Raw genomic sequence first — 17,119 nt, 5'->3', positions numbered from 1 at the left:
CCACCGGACACGGCGCACCCCCCAGCACCGGAACCCTGAGTCCCGACTGTCCTGTCTGCCCGGATCTTCCGCCCGCGACGCCGTTGTCGGAACGCCTCCGCCGCGGTCGCCGGACGTGTGCCGTGGCCGGGTCGACCGGAACGGAGAATATCAACGCCTGTTACTCTGAGTCAACGGCTGATGACTTCGTTGACTCTCCGTAACGTATTCGTAAGTGGCCCGTGATCTGCGAATAAGTGTCGTCAATGGACGAGTGCCAGTTGATCTTCGCATAGCTGACGCACAGGTTGCGTCAACGCAGCGTCACCATTTTTGCGGTCCGATCGAAGCCGGTTGACGCCCGGTTGACGGCCCGGGCGGCACCGTGGGCCAACCGTGCGGCGTGACCGGTCCGCCGCGCACCGGGACGCACCAGGGGAGGCCGCGCATGGACCGCTCGCTCATCGTCGCGAAGGTGGTGCCCACCGCCGAGGACCGGGTCGCCGAGATCTTCGCCGAGTCCGACGCGACCGAGCTGCCCGGCCTGGTCGGCGTGCGGCACCGGTCCCTCTACCGGCTGCACGACCTCTACGTGCACCTGCTGGAGACGGAGACGCCGGCGCACAGCGCGGTGGAGGACGCCCGCGGACATCCCGAGTTCGTCCGGATCAGCGAGCGGCTGCGGCCGTACATCTCGCCGTACCTGCCGACCTGGCGTTCGCCCCGCGACGCCATGGCGCACTGCTTCTACCGGTACGACGCCGGGCGGCGGCCGTGACCACCACCGCGCCCCGCGACGAGCAGCTCTGGTCCCGCTGCGACGGCTGCGCCTCGCTGCTCTACCGCAAGCGGCTACGCCGCAACCTGGACGTCTGCCCGGAGTGTGGCACGCACACGCGGCTGGACGCCCCGGACCGGGTGGCGCAGCTCGTCGACCCGGACTCCTTCGTCCCGCTGCCGGACCGGGCGGTCCGGGTCGACCCGATCGACTTCGTCGACGCGCTGCCGTACCCGCACCGGCTCGGCGCGGCCCGCGCCGGCACCGGCCTGGACGAGGCCGTGCTCTGCGGCACCGCGCGGCTGGGCGGGCATCCGGTGGCGCTGGCCGTGATGGACTTCCGCTTCCTCGGCGGCAGCCTCGGCTGTGCGGTCGGTGAGCTGATCACCCGGACCGCCGAGCGGGCGCTGGCCGACGGCGTCCCACTGGTGCTGGTCACCGCGTCCGGCGGGGCGCGGATGCAGGAGGGCGCGCTGGCGTTGATGCAGATGGCCACCGTCAGCCAGGCGGTGGCCGGGCTGCGCGAGGCGGGTCTGCTGACGGTCAGCGTGGTCACCGATCCCACGTACGGCGGGGTGGCCGCGTCGTTCGCCACCAACACCGACCTGGTGCTCGCGGAGAGCGGCGCCCGGCTGGGCTTCGCCGGCCCCCGGGTGATTCGTCAGGTCACCGGCGCCGCGCTGCCCGAGGGTTTCCAGACCGCGGAGTACCTGCTCCGGCACGGACAGGTCGACATGGTGGTGCCCCGGCACGCGCTGCGGGGGCGGCTGGCCGCGTTGCTCGCCGCCGCCGGGGCCGCCCGCCGGCCCGCCCCGCCGGCACCGCGACCGGCCGCCGCCGGAGCACCCGCCGTCGCCCGGCCGGCCCGCGACCCCTGGGAGACGGTACGCACCGCTCGGCACCCCGGCCGGCCGACCACGCTCGACTACCTGGAGACCGCGTTCGACGGCTTCGTCGAGCTGCACGGCGACCGGCTGGGCGCGGACTGTCCGGCGGTCGTCGGCGGCGTCGCCCGGCTCGACGGCCGGCCGGTGATGGTGATCGGCCACCAGAAGGGACACACCACCGCCGAGCTGGTGGCCCGGAACTTCGGCATGGCCAGCCCGGCCGGGCATCGCAAGGCGCTGCGGCTGATGCGCCTCGCGGCCCGGCTGCGGCTGCCCGTGGTGACGCTCGTGGACACGCCCGGGGCGGATCCGGGGGTGGCCGCCGAGCAGCAGGGTCAGGCCGCGGCGATCGCGGAGAACATCCTCGCGCTGAGCGTGCTGCCCACCCCGGTCGTCGCGGTGGTCACCGGTGAGGGCGGCAGCGGCGGCGCGCTGGCCCTCGCCGTCGCCGACCGGGTGCTCATGCTGGAGCACGCCGTCTACTCGGTGATCAGCCCCGAGGGCTGCGCCGCGATCCTCTGGCCGGACAGCGCCGCCGCCCCGCAGGCCGCCCGGGCGCTGCGGCTCACCGGCGCCGACCTGTGCCGGCTCGGCGTGGTCGACGAACTGGTGCCGGAGCCGTACCCGGCCGCGCACGGCGACCCGGCGGGCGCGGCCGAGCTGCTGCGCCGGGCGGTCGCGGCGAACCTGGCCCCGCTGCTCACGGTGCCGCCGGCCACGCTGGTGCGCCGCCGCCGGCAGCGGTTCCGCCGCTTCGGCGCGGCGCGGTCCGTGGACCCGTCGGCCCGCGCCACGGTGCCGCCGCGTCGCGCCGCCGTGGACGACCGGCCGGAGGTGGCGTGATGGCGGACGCCGGGGCCGAGCAGGTGCTGGACGGGCTGCGCCGGCAGGCCCGCAAACTCGTCGACGACCTGGCCGGGCCGGTCCGCCGGGTACGGCTGCGCAGCGGCGACGCGGCGCTGGAGGTGGAGTGGCACGACCCGGTGCCGCCGACGCCGCGTACCGGCGGGGAACCGGCCGGTGAGCCGGTGTCACGGCCCGTCGCGCAGGTGACGCCCGATGCCGACCGGACGACCGTGCGGGCGCCCGTGGTGGGCACGTTCTACCGCGCCCCCGAGCCCGGCGCGATGCCGTTCGTGGCGGTCGGCGACCTGGTCCGGCCGGGTCAGGTGATCGGCATCGTGGAGGCGATGAAGCTGATGAACGAGGTGACCGCCGGTCAGGCCGGCCGGGTGGTCGAGGTGCTGGTCGAGGACGGTAAGCCGGTCGAGTACGACCAGCCGCTGATCGCCCTGGACCCGGTGACCGGACAGGACACCTGATGTTCGACAAGGTGCTGATCGCCAACCGCGGCGAGATCGCGCTACGGGTGCTGCGGGCCTGCCGGGAACTGGGCGTCCGCACGGTGGTGGCGCACTCCAGCGCGGACGCCGACTCGCTGCCGGTGCGGCTGGCCGACGAGGCGGTCCGGATCGGGCCGGCGGCCAGCCGTCGCAGCTACCTCAACGCCGCGGCGATCGTCGAGGCGGCTCGGCAGACCGGCGCGCAGGCGGTCCACCCCGGTTACGGCTTCCTCTCCGAGGACGCCGACTTCGCCGAGATCTGCGCGGAGAACGGGCTGGTCTTCGTCGGTCCGCCGCCGCAGGTGATGGCCGCGCTGGCGGACAAGTCCACCGCCCGCGCGCTGATGAGCCGGGCCGGCCTGCCGCTGCCGCCGGGCAGCGTGCGGACGCTGCCGACCGTCGCCGAGGCGCAGGCGGTGGCCGCCGAGGTCGGCTACCCGGTGATCGTGAAGGCCGCGGCCGGCGGCGGCGGACGCGGCATGACCGTGGTGCGCTCCGCCGCCGAGCTGCCCCGGGCGTACGCCCGCACCCGGGCCGCCGCGCAGGTCGCCTTCGGCGACGACCGGGTGTACGTCGAGCGCTACCTCGCCGACGCCCGCCACGTCGAGGTGCAGGTGCTCTGCGACAACCACGGCAACGGCGTGCACCTGGGCACCCGGGACTGTTCGGTGCAGCGCCGGCACCAGAAGCTCATCGAGGAGGCGCCGGCGCCCGCGCTGCGACCGGCCACCCTGGACACGCTCGCCGAGGTCGCGCTGCGCGGCGCGCTGTCGGTCGGCTTCACCGGCGTCGGCACCGTGGAGTTCCTGGTGGACGACGCGGAACGCGCGCACTTCCTGGAGATCAACTGCCGGATCCAGGTGGAGCACCCGGTCACCGAGATGGTCACCGGCGTCGACCTGGTGCAGGAGCAGTTGCACGTGGCCGTCGGCACGCCGCTGCGGCTGCGGCAGTCCGACGTGCGGCTGCACGGGGTGGCGATCGAGTGCCGGGTCAACGTGGAGGACCCGGACCGCGACTTCGCGCCCGCCCCCGGCCGGCTGGAGCGGTTCCGCCCGCCCGGCGGCCCGTTCACCCGGGTCGACACGCACGGATACGCCGGCTACCTGGTCGGCCCGCACTACGACTCGCTGCTGGCCAAGGTGGCGGTCTGGGCGCCGGACCGGGCCGCCGCGCTGGACCGGCTCGACCGCGCGCTGGCCGAGTTCGACGTGGCCGGACCCGGCGTGCGGACCACCATCCCGTTCGCCCGGCGGGTGCTGCGCGACCCGGCGTTCCGGGCCGCCCGGCACACCACCGCGCTGGTCGAGCGCCTGCTCGCCCCGGGCGACGCCGGCACCGACGTCGACCACGCCGCGCGGGCCGCCGTGCCCGACCCGCGCGCCGGAACCGACCCGACCGGCCGTACCCCTGTACCCGCCGTGCCCGCCACCGGCCCGACCACCTGGAGGAACCCATGACCGTCGCCCCCGACCGACCGCTCGCCAGCGAGATCACCGACATCCTGGTGACGCACTGCGGCCTGGACCCCGACGTCGCCGCCACCACCCCGGCGGCGAGCCTGGAGGAACTGGGCATGGACTCGCTGGCGCTGCTCGAACTCGCCGCGGTGGTGGCCGACCGGTGGCGGGTGAAGATCCCCGAGCAGGCCGGCGAACTCAGCATCGCCGGCGTCGCCGACCTGGTGGCCCGCCGCGCGGACCCGCCGGGGCACACCGAGAACGCGGTGGACATCCTCGCGCCGCTGCCGCTGGTCTGGGACATCACCAACGACGTGGCCCGGTGGACCGAGCTGTTCACCGAGTACGCGGTGGCCGAGATCCTGTACCGCGACGGCGACACGGTCCGCTTCCGGCTCACCATGCACCCGGACGAGAACGGCGTGGCGTGGAGCTGGGTCAGCGAACGCACCGCCGACCCGGCCACCCGCGAGGTGCACGCCCGGCGGGTGGAGACCGGTCCGTTCGAGTACATGCGCATCCACTGGCGCTACGAGGAGATCCCCGGCGGCACCCGGATGACCTGGACGCAGGACTTCGCCATGAAGCCCACCGCGCCGGTCGACAACGCCGGCATGACCGCGCGGATCAACACCAACAGCGCGATCCAGCTCGCCGTGATCAAGGACAGGATCGAGCGGGCGTACGCGGGAGGCGCGCGATGACCGACACCACCACCGCCCGGGTCTCCGTCCACGACGTCCCCGCCGACCGGCGGCGCGGCGGCGAGCTGCGGGTGCTGCTCGGCCCGAAGACCGTCGGCAGCACCTCCGGGTTCATGGGGGTGGCCGCGCTCGCGCCGGGGGAGCGGATCGCCGAGCACTACCACCCGTACAGCGAGGAGTTCCTCTACGTGGCGCGCGGCGCGATCACCGTCGACCTGGACGACCAGCCGGTCCCGGTGGCCGCCGGGGAGGCGCTCTACGTGCCGAGGGACGTCCGGCACCGGCTGCGCAACACCGGCGACGAGCCGGCCGAGGTGGTCTTCCACCTCGGTCCCCTCGCGCCCCGCCCGGAACTCGGGCACGTCGACACCGAGAGCGCCGCCCCGCCGCCACGGGACCCGTCGTGACCGGCCGGCGCACCGTGGTCACCGGCGTCGGCGTGGTGGCCCCCGGCGGCGCCACCCGGGACCGGTTCTGGAAGACCATCACCGAGGGGCGGACGGCCACCCGGCGGATCAGCTTCTTCGACCCGTCGCCGTTCCGCTCGCAGATCGCCGCCGAGTGCGACTTCGACCCCGACGCGGCCGGCATCACGCTCGCCGAGCGGCAACGCGCCGACCGGTACGTGCAGTTCGCGCTCGCCTGCTCCGCCGAGGCGCTCGCGGACAGCGGGCTGACGCTCACCGACGCCGAGCGGGAGCGGGCCGGCGTGGTGCTCGGCACCGCCGTCGGCGGGACCATGGCGCTGGAGCAGGAGTACGTCCGGGTCAGCGACTCCGGCCGGCACTGGCTGGTCGACCACGCGCTCGGCGGGCCGTACCTCTACCAGGCGCTGGTGCCGAGCAGCCTGGCCGCGGACGTGGCCTGCCGGCACGGCCTGCACGGCCCGGCGCAGGTGGTCTCCACCGGCTGCACCTCCGGCATCGACGCGATCGGGTACGCCCACCAGCTCGTCGCCGACGGCGAGGCCGACATCGTGCTGGCCGGCGCGGCCGACTCACCGATCTCCCCGGTCACCGTGGCCTCGTTCGACGCGATCGGCGCGACCAGCCCGGACAACGACGACCCGGAGCACGCGTCCCGGCCGTTCGACGCCGACCGGCACGGCTTCGTGCTGGCCGAGGGCGCGGCCGTGCTGGTGCTGGAGGAGGCCGAACACGCCCGCCGCCGGGGCGCGCACGTCTACTGCGAGGTGGCCGGCTACGCCAGCCGCAGCAACGGCTTCCACATGACCGGCCTGCGCCCGGACGGCGCGGAGATGGCGGTCGCCATCACCGACGCGCTGCGCCAGGCCCGGCTCGCCCCGTCGGCCGTGTCGTACGTCAGCGCGCACGGCTCCGGCACCCGGCAGAACGACAGGCACGAGACCGCCGCGTTCAAGCGGGCGCTCGGCCCGGCCGCGTACCGGGTGCCGATCAGCTCGATCAAGTCGATGGTGGGGCACTCGCTCGGCGCGATCGGCTCGATCGAGATGGCGGCCTGCGCCATGGCCATCGAGTACGGCGTCGTCCCGCCCACCGCCAACTGGACCACCCGGGACCCCGAGTGCGACCTGGACTACGTGCCGAACGAGGCCCGCGAGGTGCCGGTGGACGTGGCGCTCTCGGTGGGCAGCGGGTTCGGCGGTTTCCAGTCCGCGATGGTGTTCCGCCGGCTCGCCGTGGCGCCGGCATGACGGCCCGGGCGGTGGTGACCGGCATCGGCGTGGTCGCGCCCAGCGGGGTCGGCGCGGACGCGCACTGGGCCACCGTGCTCGCCGGCACCCGGCGCACCGGCCCGATCACGCTGTTCGACCCGGCCGGCTATCCGACCCGGGTGGCCGGCGAGGTGGCCGACTTCGACCCGGCCGGGTTCGTCGGGACCCGGGCGCGGGTGCAGACCGACAGGTGGACGCACCTCGGGTTCGCCGCGACCGGGCTGGCGCTGGCCGACGCCGGGCTGCCGGAGGTCTCGCCCGACCCGTACCGCTGGGCGGTGACGCTGGCCAGCTCGTCCGGCGGCAACCTGTTCGGGCAGCGGGAGCTGCAACGGCTCTGGGGCGGGTCGAACCGCACGGTCGGGGCGTACCAGTCGATCGCCTGGTTCTACGCCGCGAGCGTGGGACAACTGTCCATCCGCCACCAGTTCAAGGGGCCGTCCGGCGTCACCGTCTCCGAGTCGGCCGGTGGGCTGGACAGCCTGGCGCACGCGGTACGCACCGTCCGGCGCGGCACGCCGGTGGTGATCGCCGGCGCGACCGAGTGCCCGCTGAGCCCGTACGCGCTGGCCTGCCAGCTCCGTTCCGGCCTGCTCAGCGACGTCGCCGACCCGGCGCGCGCGTACCGGCCGTTCGACGCCGCGGCGAGCGGGTACGTGCCGGCCGAGGGCGGCGCGGTGTTCGTGGTGGAGGAGCTGGGGCACGCGCTGGAGCGGGGCGCCCGGATCTACGGGGAGATCACCGGCTGGGCGGCCACCCACGACGCCACCCCCACCGACGTGGCGGCCGGCCCCGACCCGTCCCACTACGCCCGTGCGCTGCGGCTGGCCCTGGAGCGGGCCGCGGTCCGGCCGCACGACGTGGACGTGATCTGGCCGGACGCGCTCGGGGTGCCGGCGTACGACCGGGCCGAGGCGAGCGCGCTGCGTGCCGTGTTCGGCGACCGGACCCCGCCGGTGACCACGCAGAAGCCGCTGACCGGCCGGGCCCACCAGGGCGGGTCGGCGTTGGACGCGGCGACCGCGTTGCTGGCGTTCTCCCGTGGTGTGCTGCCCGCCTCGGTCGGGCCGGACGAGCCCGCGCCCGGGTGCGAGTTGACGTACCTGCGGGAGCCGCGCCGGCCGCGCAGCCGGATCGCGCTGGTCGGGGCGCGCGGCTTCGACGGGTTCAACAGCGCGCTGGTGCTGCGCGGCGCCGCGCCGCCGCCCACCGTCGACCGCTGACCCGCCCTCCCGGGGGCACCGGTGGTCGCGCACGGCGACGCGGCCGGCGGGCCACTGTGCCGGCGTGCGCCCGATCCTGCCTGTCCGATCGAGCCTGAGCAATCCACCCAGCCGCTGTTTTGGATCTAGCCATTTGCATCTGGTGATGCCGAGAAGGCCCTCGTAGTGTTCCGGGCAGCGAACGCGAAGGGCATTCTTCTCGGGCGGGTTCCCCGCCCATTTTCAGGCTGGGCGGTGGCGGGTCGTGACCGGGGCGCAAGATGCCGTATCGACGGCGGGCTGGGTGGACGACATCCTGCTCGCCGGGCGCGACAGCGACGTCTGTCTCCGCCTGCCCGACCCGGTCGACCGGGGCACGTTGCGCCGGCTGGTCGGCGAGGCACAGGCCCGGCTGACCGGGGCCGGGCTGCGCGCCGGCGGCGCGGCGGCGCTGCGCCTGCCCCCGTCGCTGGCGTACGTGGCGCACCTGCTGGCCACCTGGCGCACCGGCGCCCAGGCGGTGCTGCTCGACCACCGGCTCACCGACCACGAGGTCGACCGGGCGCTGCGCCGGCTCACCCCGCAGGTGGTGGTCGCGCCGGTCCGCTCCGGCGGTGGCGCGCTGCGCGTCTTCGTCGACGTCGACGCCGGCGTCACCGCGTACTCCGACCGTCCGGCCGGCAGCCCGCACGCGGTCATCCAGCTCAGCTCCGGCTCCACCGGCCCGTCCAAGGTGATCGGCCGCACCGCCGCCGACCTGGTCGCCGAGGTGCGTCGCTACACCGAGATCGACGGGGTGGCGCGGCCCGGCGAGCGCATCATCCTGCTGCCCAGCATGGTGCACGTGCTCGGCCTGGTCGGCGGCCTGCTCTACGGCCTGCACGCCGGCGTCGAGCTGTGCCCGCCGGAACGGCTCAGCGGCGACGCCGTGCTCGCCGCGATCGCCGCCCAGGACACCCCGGCCACCGTGCTCGGCGTGCCGTTCCACATCGGGCTGCTCGCCTCCACCGTGCCCTCCGGCCCGCTGCCCCAGTTCGCGCGCATGACCACCGGCGGTGAGCTGGTGCCCGCCGCGGTGGCCCGGGCCTTCACCGACCGCTACGGCGTCCCGCTGGGCAACATGTACGGGATGACCGAGGTCGGCGTCATCGGCACCGACCTGTACGGGCGGAACCGTCCCGCCATCGCGCCGGCCCCGGGCATCCGGGTCCGGGAGCAGGACGGCGAGCTGTGGGTGAGCTGCCCGGCGAACCCGTACGTCGGGCTCGCCGACCCGACCCGCTGGGCCGACGGCTGGCTGCACACCCGCGACGCCGGCGTGGTCGACCCGGAGACCGGGCTGGTGACGATCCGGGGCCGGCTCGACTCGCAGGTGTCGGTGGGTGGCCTGAAGGTCGACCTGACCGAGGTGGAGGCGACCGTCGCCGGCCTGCCCGGGGTGACCGCCGCGGTGGTGGTCTGGGACGACGGCATCAGCGCCTACGTGCAGACCGACGGCGCGACGACCGAGGAGACGCTGGACCACCTGATCGCCGAGCGGCTGGCCGGCTTCAAACGGCCCCGCACGCTGCACCTGCTCGACCAGTTGCCCCGCACCACCACCGGCAAGCTGGTCCGCTCCGCCCCGGCGCTGCGGGACGCGGTCACGTGACCGGCCCGCTGCGCGAGCACCACCGGGCGTCCGCCGGACGCCCGGCCCACCCCGATCCCCGCCCCGGACCGGCCGGCGCGCCACCCGTGCGCCGGAGCAGCCGCCGCGTCAGCTCCCGCTCGACGCCGGCGGACCGGCCGGCCCATCCGGACACGGTGTCCCGACCGGGCACCGGAAACTGGTTACCCCGAAATGAGGTTCCACCCATGCGCGACGAGGTCCGCACCTTCGTCATCGACCAGCTCGCCGACATGAACTACGACGTCGAGGACCTCGACGACGGCACCACCCTCGGCCCCTCCGGCGTCGACCTGGAGTCGCTGGCGCTGGCCGACCTCGCCGTCCGGGTCGAGGACCGGTACGGGTTGAAGTTCGCCGACGACGAGTCGGAGAAGCTGGCCCTGATGACGGTCGGCGAGTTCACCACCATGGTCGCCGACCGGGCGGCTGCGAACAGCGACAACTCCTGATGTCCGGTCAGCCCGACCTGGGGCGAGCTGACCTGGTGCAGATGCTCGCCGAACTGACCGCGAAGCCCACCGACCAGGTCCCGGACCGGCTCGGCTCGATGGAACTGGCCTGGCTGGTGCACCTCGTCGAGCAGCGGTTCGACCGCCGGCTCGACCTGACCGACGACCAGGTCGCCGGCGTCCGCACCGTCGACGACGCGTTGACCGTGTTCCGCGCCTCGCTGACCGCTCCCGCAGATGGCTGAGCGGGACCCCGTACGGATCATCGGCATGCACGCGGTCAGCGCCCTCGGCAGGGGCGCCGACGCGCTGCTGTCCGGGGTGCTCACCGGCGCCCCGGCGTTCCGCCCGGTGCGCCGCTTCGACACCACCGGCCGACGCGTCACCGTGGCGGCCACGCTGCCGGAGGTCGGCACGCTCGCCGACGAGCTGGCCGACGCGATCGACCGCGCCGGCCGGGCCGCCGGGCTGGACCGGGCCGACCGGGCGGGCGCGGCGCTGTTCCTGGCCACCCACGGCGGGCCGCACTCGCTGCCCGTACCCGAGCGGTCGGCGGAACCGTCGGACGTGCCGGGCGCGGCGGACGGCGGGCGGCTCGGGCCGCCGGTGCCGGCGCTCGCCGGTCACCTGGCCGACCGCTGCGGCCTCGGCGGACCCACCCGGGTCTACACCAGCGCCTGCGTCTCGGCGAGCACCGCGGTCGCCGACGCCGCCGCGCTGATCCGGCGCGGCGACCTGGAGCGGGTCGTGGTCGCGGCCGGCTACCTGGTCGAACCCGACCAGTACGCGCTCTTCGACGCCGGCCGGGCGCTCGCCGCCGACGGGGCGGTACGCCCGTTCAGCGCCGGCCGGAAAGGACTGCTGCTCGGTGACGGGGTGGCCGCGGTGGTGCTGGAGTCGGCCGACGTCGCCGCCCGACGGGGCGCGCCGACGCTGGCCACGGTGGCCGGTTGGGGCCGCGCCGGGGACGCCTACCACGCCTGCCAGCCGCACCCGGGCGGGCTCGGGCTGGCCCGGGCGGTCGAGTCGGCGCTGCGCCGCGCCGGGCTGCCCCCGGCCGAGGTCGGCTACGTCAACGCCAACGCCACCGGCACCCCGTTCAGCGACGCCTCGGAGGCGGCGGCGCTGGTCCGGGTCTTCGGCGACCTGGCCGCCGGGCTGCCGGTCAGCGCCACCAAGTCGGTGCACGGGCACGCGTTGGAGGCGTCCGGGCTGCTCGAACTGGTGGTCACCGTGCTGGCGCTGGGGCACGGCAAGCTGCCGCCCACCGCCGGCTGGCTGGCCCCGGACCCGGACTGCCCGCTCGACGTCATCCGCGACGCCCCCCGACCCGCCCCGACCCCGTACGCGCTGAGCCTCAACGCCGCCTTCGGCGGCGCCAACACCGCGCTCCTGGTGGGTGCCCCGTGACCGCGCCAACCCACCCCACCCCGCGATCTTGCACTTCCCGCCCCGACAAGACGGGCGCAACGCCCAACCAGGGGGCACCAACTGCAAGATCAACGAGGTGGGGGGTGCTGGCCGAGGCGCGCTGGCCGGAGGACGGGGACGACGGGGTGCCGCCGGGGGTGCCGGGGTTCGTGTTCTCGGCGTTCCACCCGCTGGTGGTGGCCGTCGCCGAGCGGTGCCTCACCCGGCGGTACGGGGCCGGGCCGTTGCCGGCCGGCAACCGGACGGCGGTGGTGCTAACCAGCGCCGGCGGCGACGCGGCCGGGTCGGCGCACGTGCGGGAGACGGTGGCCGGCGGCGGGCGGGTCGGCCCGCTGTTCTTCTTCCAGTCGGTGCCGAACAGCGTGGCCGGGCACGTGGCGGCGCGCTGGGGACTGGACGGGCCGGTGGTGTGCCTGAGCCCGACCGGGGACCCCCGGGCCGAGGGTGAGGCCGAGGTGGACCTGCTGTGCCACGACGGCGACGCCGCGCAGGCGTTGCTGATCCTGATCGAACCGGCACCGGACGGAGCGCCGGGCGAGGCGACCGCGGTGCTGCTGGGGGAGGAGACACGTCAATGAGGACGAAAGGTCTACGCGGCGCGCTTGCCGCCGACACCGAACTGGGCGCGGGCAACGTGCTCGCCCGGGTGCTGGCCCACGGCGCCGACCCGGACGGGCCGGGGCTCACCTTCGACACCGCTGTCGACGGCCACCCGGCCGAGACCCCGCTGACCCTGGGCGAACTCGACCGTATGGTCACCGCCCGGGCGGCCTGGCTGCACGAACGCGGCGTGCAGCCGCGCGATCCGGTCGCGGTCTGGGCCGGCACCGCCGCCGACATGGTGCTGTCGTTCCTGGCGCTGACCCGACTCGGCGCCATCCCGGCGCTGATGAACGGCCGGCTGCGCCCGGAGATCGCCGCCGAGTACATTCGCCGGTTGCGCGCCGCCGGCGTGCTCGCCGACGCCGACCACGCCGCCGCGCTGGCCGGGCACGACCTGGGCGCCCCGCTGCTCGGCGAGCCGGCGCACGCCGGGGCCGGCGATCCGGCCGCCGCGCCCGCGCACTACCGGCACCACCCCGACGACCCGATCGTCATCACGCACACGTCCGGCACCACCGGCGTGCCGAAGGCGGTGCTGCACTCGCACGCCAGCCTCTTCGCCGCCACCCGGCACCTGCTGTCCATGCCACAGGCGCAGGGCACCACCCGGATCCTCAACGCGCTGCCCGCCCCGCACACCGCCACCGTGCTCATGGTCAACCAGGCGTTGGGCAACCGCGCCCAGATGTACCTGCTCTCCGAGCAGGGCGGCGAACGGGTGCTCGACGCGATCCAGCGGTGGCGGCCGGACGGCGTCTTCGGCTTCTCGATGACCTGGGCCGAGCTGGCCCGCTTCGACCTGTCCGGCTACGACCTGGACTCGGTGCGGCTGTGGTTCAACACCGGCGACTGCTCGCACGAGCCGCACGTGCGCCGGCTGGTCGCGGTCGGCGCGCGGGACGTGGTGACCCGCGCCGGGGTGACCCGGGTGCCCGGCTCGGTGTTCATCGACGGGTTGGGCTCCAGCGAGATGGGGCACTCGATGTTCCACATCACGCACACCGTGGACACCGACCGCTACGGCCGCTGCGTCGGCCGCCCGTACCGGTTCGCGCGGGTGGCCGTGCTCGACGCCGACGGCAACGAGCTGCCCGCCGGGCAGGTCGGCTGGCTGGGCATCGACTCGCCGTCGCTGTTCCGGGGCTACTGGAACGACTCGGTCACCACCTACCGGTTCCGGCTGCGCGGCTGGTACCTCACCGGCGACCTGGTGTACGCCGACGACGACGGCCGCTACTACCACCTGGACCGGGCGGTCGACTCGGTCGAGGTGGCGGGCGGGAAGCGGTTCTTCACCGCGCTGTCCGAGGAGCGGATCCTCGCCGCCTGCGCCGACGTCACCGACTGCACCGTGGTGATCGTCAAGGAGGCCGACGGCACGGTGACCACCGACGTGCTGCTGGAGCTGGCGGCCGGCGCCGACCCGGCCCAGGACCGCACCGCCGCGATCCGCGCGGCGCTCGGCCCGGACGTGGCCGCCACGCTGCGCCGGGTGGTGCCGGTACGCGCCGAGGACATCCCGGTCACCGTGACCGGCAAGGTCCGCAAGGTGGCGCTGCGCGAGCGCTACCTGACCGAGGCGCCGTCATGACCGCCGTGATCACCGGCATGGGGCTGTTCACGCCGGCCGGTCGCGGCGTCGCGGAGACGTTCGACGCGCTGCTCAACGGCCGCTCCGGCCTGCGCCGGCCCCCCGAGGGACACCCCGCGCGGGACAGCCTCGAGGTGGCCGGGGTGCTGCCCGACATCGACCCGCGCAGCGTCGCCTCCGGACCGGAGACGAAGGTGCTCGACCGGGTCGTGCTGCTCGCCCTGCTCACCGCCGCCGAGGCGCTCGCCGACGCCGGCATCGAGGTGGGGCGCGACGTCGACCCGGAGCGGATCGCGGTGATCGTCGGCGGCGTCGGCGGGATGGCCACACTGGAACGTCAGGTCGTGGCCCGCGCCGAACGCGGCCGGGCGGCGGTCAGCCCGTACCTGCTCACCGGCATCCTGCCGAACATGCCGTCGGCCCGGATCGCCATCGCGCACGGCATCCGCGGCTACAGCTCGTCGGTGGGCACGGCCTGCGCCTCCGGCGCCCAGGCCGTCGCCGACGGGGTACGCCTGATCCGCGCCGACGAGGCCGACGTGGTGGTCTGCGGGGCGAGCGAGGCGCCGCTGTTCGGCACGTTCGCCGACACGTTCGGCAACGCCCGGGCACTGGCGCGCGGCTGGGACGAGCCCACCGAGGCGAGCCGCCCGTTCGACAAGCGGCGCAACGGCTTCGTGCTCGCCGAGGGCGCGGCGCTGCTGGTGCTGGAGCGGGCCGGGCACGCCGCCGCCCGGGGCGTCACCGGGTACGCCGAGGTCGCCGGCTACGGCACCAACACCGACGCGTACCACCCGACCGCGCCGCGGCCGGACGGCGCCGGGGCGGCCGCGTGCATGCGCCGGGCGCTCACCGCCGGCGGGATCGGGCCGGCGGACGTCGGCTACGTCAACGCGCACGGCACCGGCACCAAACTGGGCGACATCGCCGAGACGACCGCGCTGGCCGACGTGTTCGGCGTCGGCGGCGTGCCGGTCAGCTCCACCAAGGCGCTCACCGGGCACCTGCTCGGCGCGTCCGGCGTGCTGGAGGCCGCGGCCACCGCGCTGGCGCTGCGGCGCGGCCTGCTCCCGCCCACCTACCACCTGGACGACCCGGACCCGGAGTGCGAGGCGGACCACGTCCGCGCCGTGCCCCGGCCCACCCGGACCGACCACGCGCTGTCGAACTCGTTCGGGTTCGGCGGCCAGAACGTCAGCCTGCTGCTGCGCCGGGTCGCCACCCCGGCCGCGGCCTGACCGGAGACTCCATTCCCGGGCGACGAGCCCGGGTCGCCACCACGGGGGGAACAGGGGGAAGCCCATGCACATCAACGGCATAGACCATCTGGAGCTTTACGTGGGGGACGCCCGGCAGGCGGCCTTCTACTTCGACACCGCGGTCGGGTTCCGGCTGCACGGCCAGGGCGGACCGGAGACCGGGCTGGCCGGGCAGCGGTCCCTGCTGCTGGCCCAGGCCGGCATCCGGCTGCTGCTGACCACCGGCCTGTCCGCGGAGCACCCGGCCGCCACCTACGTGCACCGGCACGGCGACGGCATCGCCGTGGTCGCGCTCGCGGTCGACGACGCCGCCGGGGCGTACGCGGAGCTGGTGGCCCGCGGCGCGACCGGGGTGACGCCGCCGCGCGCCTACACCGGCGCGGACGCCGAGGTGGTGATCGCCGAGGTCGGCGGCTTCGGCGACGTGCTGCACCGGCTCGTGGAGCGGCGCGGGGACCGGAGCGTGTTCCTGCCCGGCGCGATCGAGCCGGTCGCCGCGCCGGACGGCGACGCGCTGCTGGCCGAGGTCGACCACCTGGCGGTCTGCGTGCCGCCCGGGCAGCTCGACGAGACGGTGGCCCACTACGAGAAGGTGTTCGGCTTCGCGCACATCTTCACCGAGCACGTCGAGGTCGGCGGGCAGGCGATGAACTCCAAGGTGGTGCAGAGCCCGTCCGGGCAGGTCACCCTGGTGCTGCTGGAGCCGGACACGGGCGCCCGACCCGGGCAGATCGAGGACTTCCTGCGCTGGCACGCCGGCGCCGGCGTGCAGCACCTGGGGCTGCGCACCGACGACATCGTCGCCACCGTCGGCGCGCTCGCCGGCCGGGGAGTGCGCTTCGCCCGCACGCCCGGCGCCTACTACGACGACCTGGAACAGCGGGTCGGCCGGCTGGACGCGCCGGTGGACCGGCTGCGTGAGCTGAGCATCCTGGTCGACTCCGACCACGACGGCCAGCTCCTGCAGATCTTCACCGAGTCGATGCACGTGCGTCGCACGCTCTTCCTGGAGGTCATCGAGCGGCGCGGGGCGCGCACCTTCGGCAGCGGCAACATCAAGGCGCTCTACGAGGCGAAGGAACGTGAACTGGCCGCGGCGGGGGCGACCCCCGTCGTCGCGGCCGGAGGGGTTGGTACGGCATGACCACGATCGATCCCGGACTGACCGCCGAGGAGGAGGCGCTGCTGCCCTCCGACGACGACGTCCGGCACTACGTCGAGCACGGCTGGTACCTGTCGAAGAAGCTGTTCACCGACGACGAGGTGGACGAACTCGTGGCGGCGACCGACGGCTACTACGCCGGGGAACGTGACCGGCTGCTGCCGGTACGCCCGCCGAAGCTGGCCTACTGGGAGCCGTCGCGCGGCGACGTGCAGCGGCACAACGACTACGTCCACCACGAGCACGACGGGATCGCCCGCATCCTGCGCAAGCCGCTGATCGGGGCGGTCGCGGCCCGGCTGGCCCGGGCCACCGAGATCCGGATCTTCCAGTCCACGCTGATCTGGAAGCCGCCGATCGCCGGCGAGCCGTCCAACATCGTGCCCTGGCACTTCGACAAGCACTACTGGGCGTCCTCGTCGTCGGAGGAGATGCTCACCGCGTTCATCCCGTTCCACGACTGCGGCGTGGAGATGGGCACCATCACCATGGTCGACGGTTCGCACCGGTGGCGGGAGATCGGCGCGGACGACACGGTGGTGCGGCACTTCGCCGACCGGGACCGCGACCAGCTCGAGGCGATGCTGGCCGAGAACGCGGCGTACAACCACGCCGAGATCCGCAAGATCCCCATGGTGATCCCCAAGGGGCACATGAGCTTCCACCACTGCCGTACCTACCACGGCAGCGGTGCGAACGTCAGCGGTCGCCCCCGGCGGGCGATCTCGCTGCACCTGCAGGACGGCGAGAACGCCTGGCGGGAGTATCCGCTCTCCGACGGCACGCTCGCCGCGTACAACCACGACGTGCTGGTCCGCCGCACCCACGAGGGCCGGCCGGACTACGCGGATCCCGATTACTGCCCGGTCATCTGGCGCGATCGCGCCCAGCAGGGAGGCTGAC

16 protein-coding genes and 1 pseudogene are annotated in these 17,119 nt (G+C 74.9%); all 17 read left to right on the top strand.

Annotation, left to right across the window (positions count from 1 at the left end):
* The first annotated feature begins 427 nt into the window (after window positions 1-427).
* The 17 genes and pseudogenes from OG767_RS18535 to OG767_RS18455 all read left to right on the top strand — a co-directional run bounded on the left by OG767_RS18535 (window position 428) and on the right by OG767_RS18455 (window position 17,118).
* The gene (locus OG767_RS18535; RefSeq protein WP_107160353.1) at window positions 428-757 is read left to right on the top strand and encodes a TcmI family type II polyketide cyclase; all 330 of its coding nucleotides are present in this window, start codon (window positions 428-430) and stop codon (window positions 755-757) included.
* Window positions 754-2,487 carry an acetyl-CoA carboxylase carboxyltransferase subunit alpha gene (locus tag OG767_RS18530; RefSeq protein WP_405089701.1) on the top strand — a complete coding sequence of 578 codons (1,734 nt, stop codon included), beginning with the start codon at window positions 754-756 and terminating at the stop codon, window positions 2,485-2,487. Before OG767_RS18535 ends, OG767_RS18530 begins: the two co-directional genes overlap by 4 nt.
* Window positions 2,379-2,966, top strand: a pseudogene (gene accB, locus OG767_RS18525) (acetyl-CoA carboxylase biotin carboxyl carrier protein); the annotation flags it as partial. The gene OG767_RS18530 and the pseudogene accB, both read left to right, overlap by 109 nt.
* A complete protein-coding gene (locus tag OG767_RS18520; protein ID WP_405089700.1) occupies window positions 2,966-4,447 on the top strand; it encodes an acetyl/propionyl/methylcrotonyl-CoA carboxylase subunit alpha in 1,482 nt (493 codons plus the stop codon). The pseudogene accB and the gene OG767_RS18520, both read left to right, overlap by 1 nt.
* Window positions 4,444-5,151, top strand: coding sequence for an SRPBCC family protein (locus tag OG767_RS18515; RefSeq protein ID WP_405089699.1), 708 nt, complete (start codon window positions 4,444-4,446; stop codon window positions 5,149-5,151). Before OG767_RS18520 ends, OG767_RS18515 begins: the two co-directional genes overlap by 4 nt.
* Entirely contained in the window at window positions 5,148-5,558 is a 411-nt protein-coding gene (locus OG767_RS18510; RefSeq protein WP_405089698.1) for a cupin domain-containing protein, read from the top strand. Before OG767_RS18515 ends, OG767_RS18510 begins: the two co-directional genes overlap by 4 nt.
* The gene (locus tag OG767_RS18505) at window positions 5,555-6,826 is read left to right on the top strand and encodes a beta-ketoacyl-[acyl-carrier-protein] synthase family protein (protein WP_405089697.1); all 1,272 of its coding nucleotides are present in this window, start codon (window positions 5,555-5,557) and stop codon (window positions 6,824-6,826) included. Before OG767_RS18510 ends, OG767_RS18505 begins: the two co-directional genes overlap by 4 nt.
* Entirely contained in the window at window positions 6,823-8,070 is a 1,248-nt protein-coding gene (locus tag OG767_RS18500) for a beta-ketoacyl synthase N-terminal-like domain-containing protein (RefSeq protein ID WP_405089696.1), read from the top strand. The genes OG767_RS18505 and OG767_RS18500 overlap by 4 nt, the downstream gene beginning before the upstream one ends.
* A 244-nt stretch (window positions 8,071-8,314) precedes the next feature.
* Window positions 8,315-9,700, top strand: coding sequence for a class I adenylate-forming enzyme family protein (locus OG767_RS18495; RefSeq protein WP_405089695.1), 1,386 nt, complete (start codon window positions 8,315-8,317; stop codon window positions 9,698-9,700).
* A gap of 206 nt (window positions 9,701-9,906) precedes the next feature.
* Window positions 9,907-10,170 carry an acyl carrier protein gene (locus tag OG767_RS18490; RefSeq protein ID WP_107160335.1) on the top strand — a complete coding sequence of 88 codons (264 nt, stop codon included), beginning with the start codon at window positions 9,907-9,909 and terminating at the stop codon, window positions 10,168-10,170.
* On the top strand, window positions 10,170-10,415 hold the full coding sequence (locus OG767_RS18485) for a hypothetical protein (RefSeq protein ID WP_107160333.1): 246 nt from the start codon (window positions 10,170-10,172) through the stop codon (window positions 10,413-10,415). Before OG767_RS18490 ends, OG767_RS18485 begins: the two co-directional genes overlap by 1 nt.
* On the top strand, window positions 10,408-11,580 hold the full coding sequence (locus tag OG767_RS18480; protein ID WP_405089694.1) for a beta-ketoacyl-[acyl-carrier-protein] synthase family protein: 1,173 nt from the start codon (window positions 10,408-10,410) through the stop codon (window positions 11,578-11,580). Before OG767_RS18485 ends, OG767_RS18480 begins: the two co-directional genes overlap by 8 nt.
* 104 nt (window positions 11,581-11,684) lie before the next feature.
* Window positions 11,685-12,179: a hypothetical protein gene (locus tag OG767_RS18475; protein WP_405089693.1), complete on the top strand. Its 495-nt coding sequence runs from the start codon at window positions 11,685-11,687 to the stop codon at window positions 12,177-12,179.
* Entirely contained in the window at window positions 12,176-13,795 is a 1,620-nt protein-coding gene (locus OG767_RS18470; protein WP_405089692.1) for a class I adenylate-forming enzyme family protein, read from the top strand. Before OG767_RS18475 ends, OG767_RS18470 begins: the two co-directional genes overlap by 4 nt.
* Entirely contained in the window at window positions 13,792-15,033 is a 1,242-nt protein-coding gene (locus OG767_RS18465) for a beta-ketoacyl-[acyl-carrier-protein] synthase family protein (protein WP_405089691.1), read from the top strand. Before OG767_RS18470 ends, OG767_RS18465 begins: the two co-directional genes overlap by 4 nt.
* Before the next feature lie 64 nt (window positions 15,034-15,097).
* Window positions 15,098-16,198, top strand: a complete 1,101-nt coding sequence (hppD, locus tag OG767_RS18460; protein WP_357297171.1) for a 4-hydroxyphenylpyruvate dioxygenase — start codon at window positions 15,098-15,100, stop codon at window positions 16,196-16,198.
* On the top strand, window positions 16,195-17,118 hold the full coding sequence (locus tag OG767_RS18455) for a phytanoyl-CoA dioxygenase family protein (RefSeq protein ID WP_405089690.1): 924 nt from the start codon (window positions 16,195-16,197) through the stop codon (window positions 17,116-17,118). Before hppD ends, OG767_RS18455 begins: the two co-directional genes overlap by 4 nt.
* Window position 17,119: the final 1 nt, after the last annotated feature.

The organism is Micromonospora sp. NBC_01392 (assembly GCF_045040125.1).
Classification (GTDB): Bacteria; Actinomycetota; Actinomycetes; order Mycobacteriales; family Micromonosporaceae; genus Micromonospora.
This window is presented reverse-complemented; position numbering and strand designations above follow the sequence as displayed.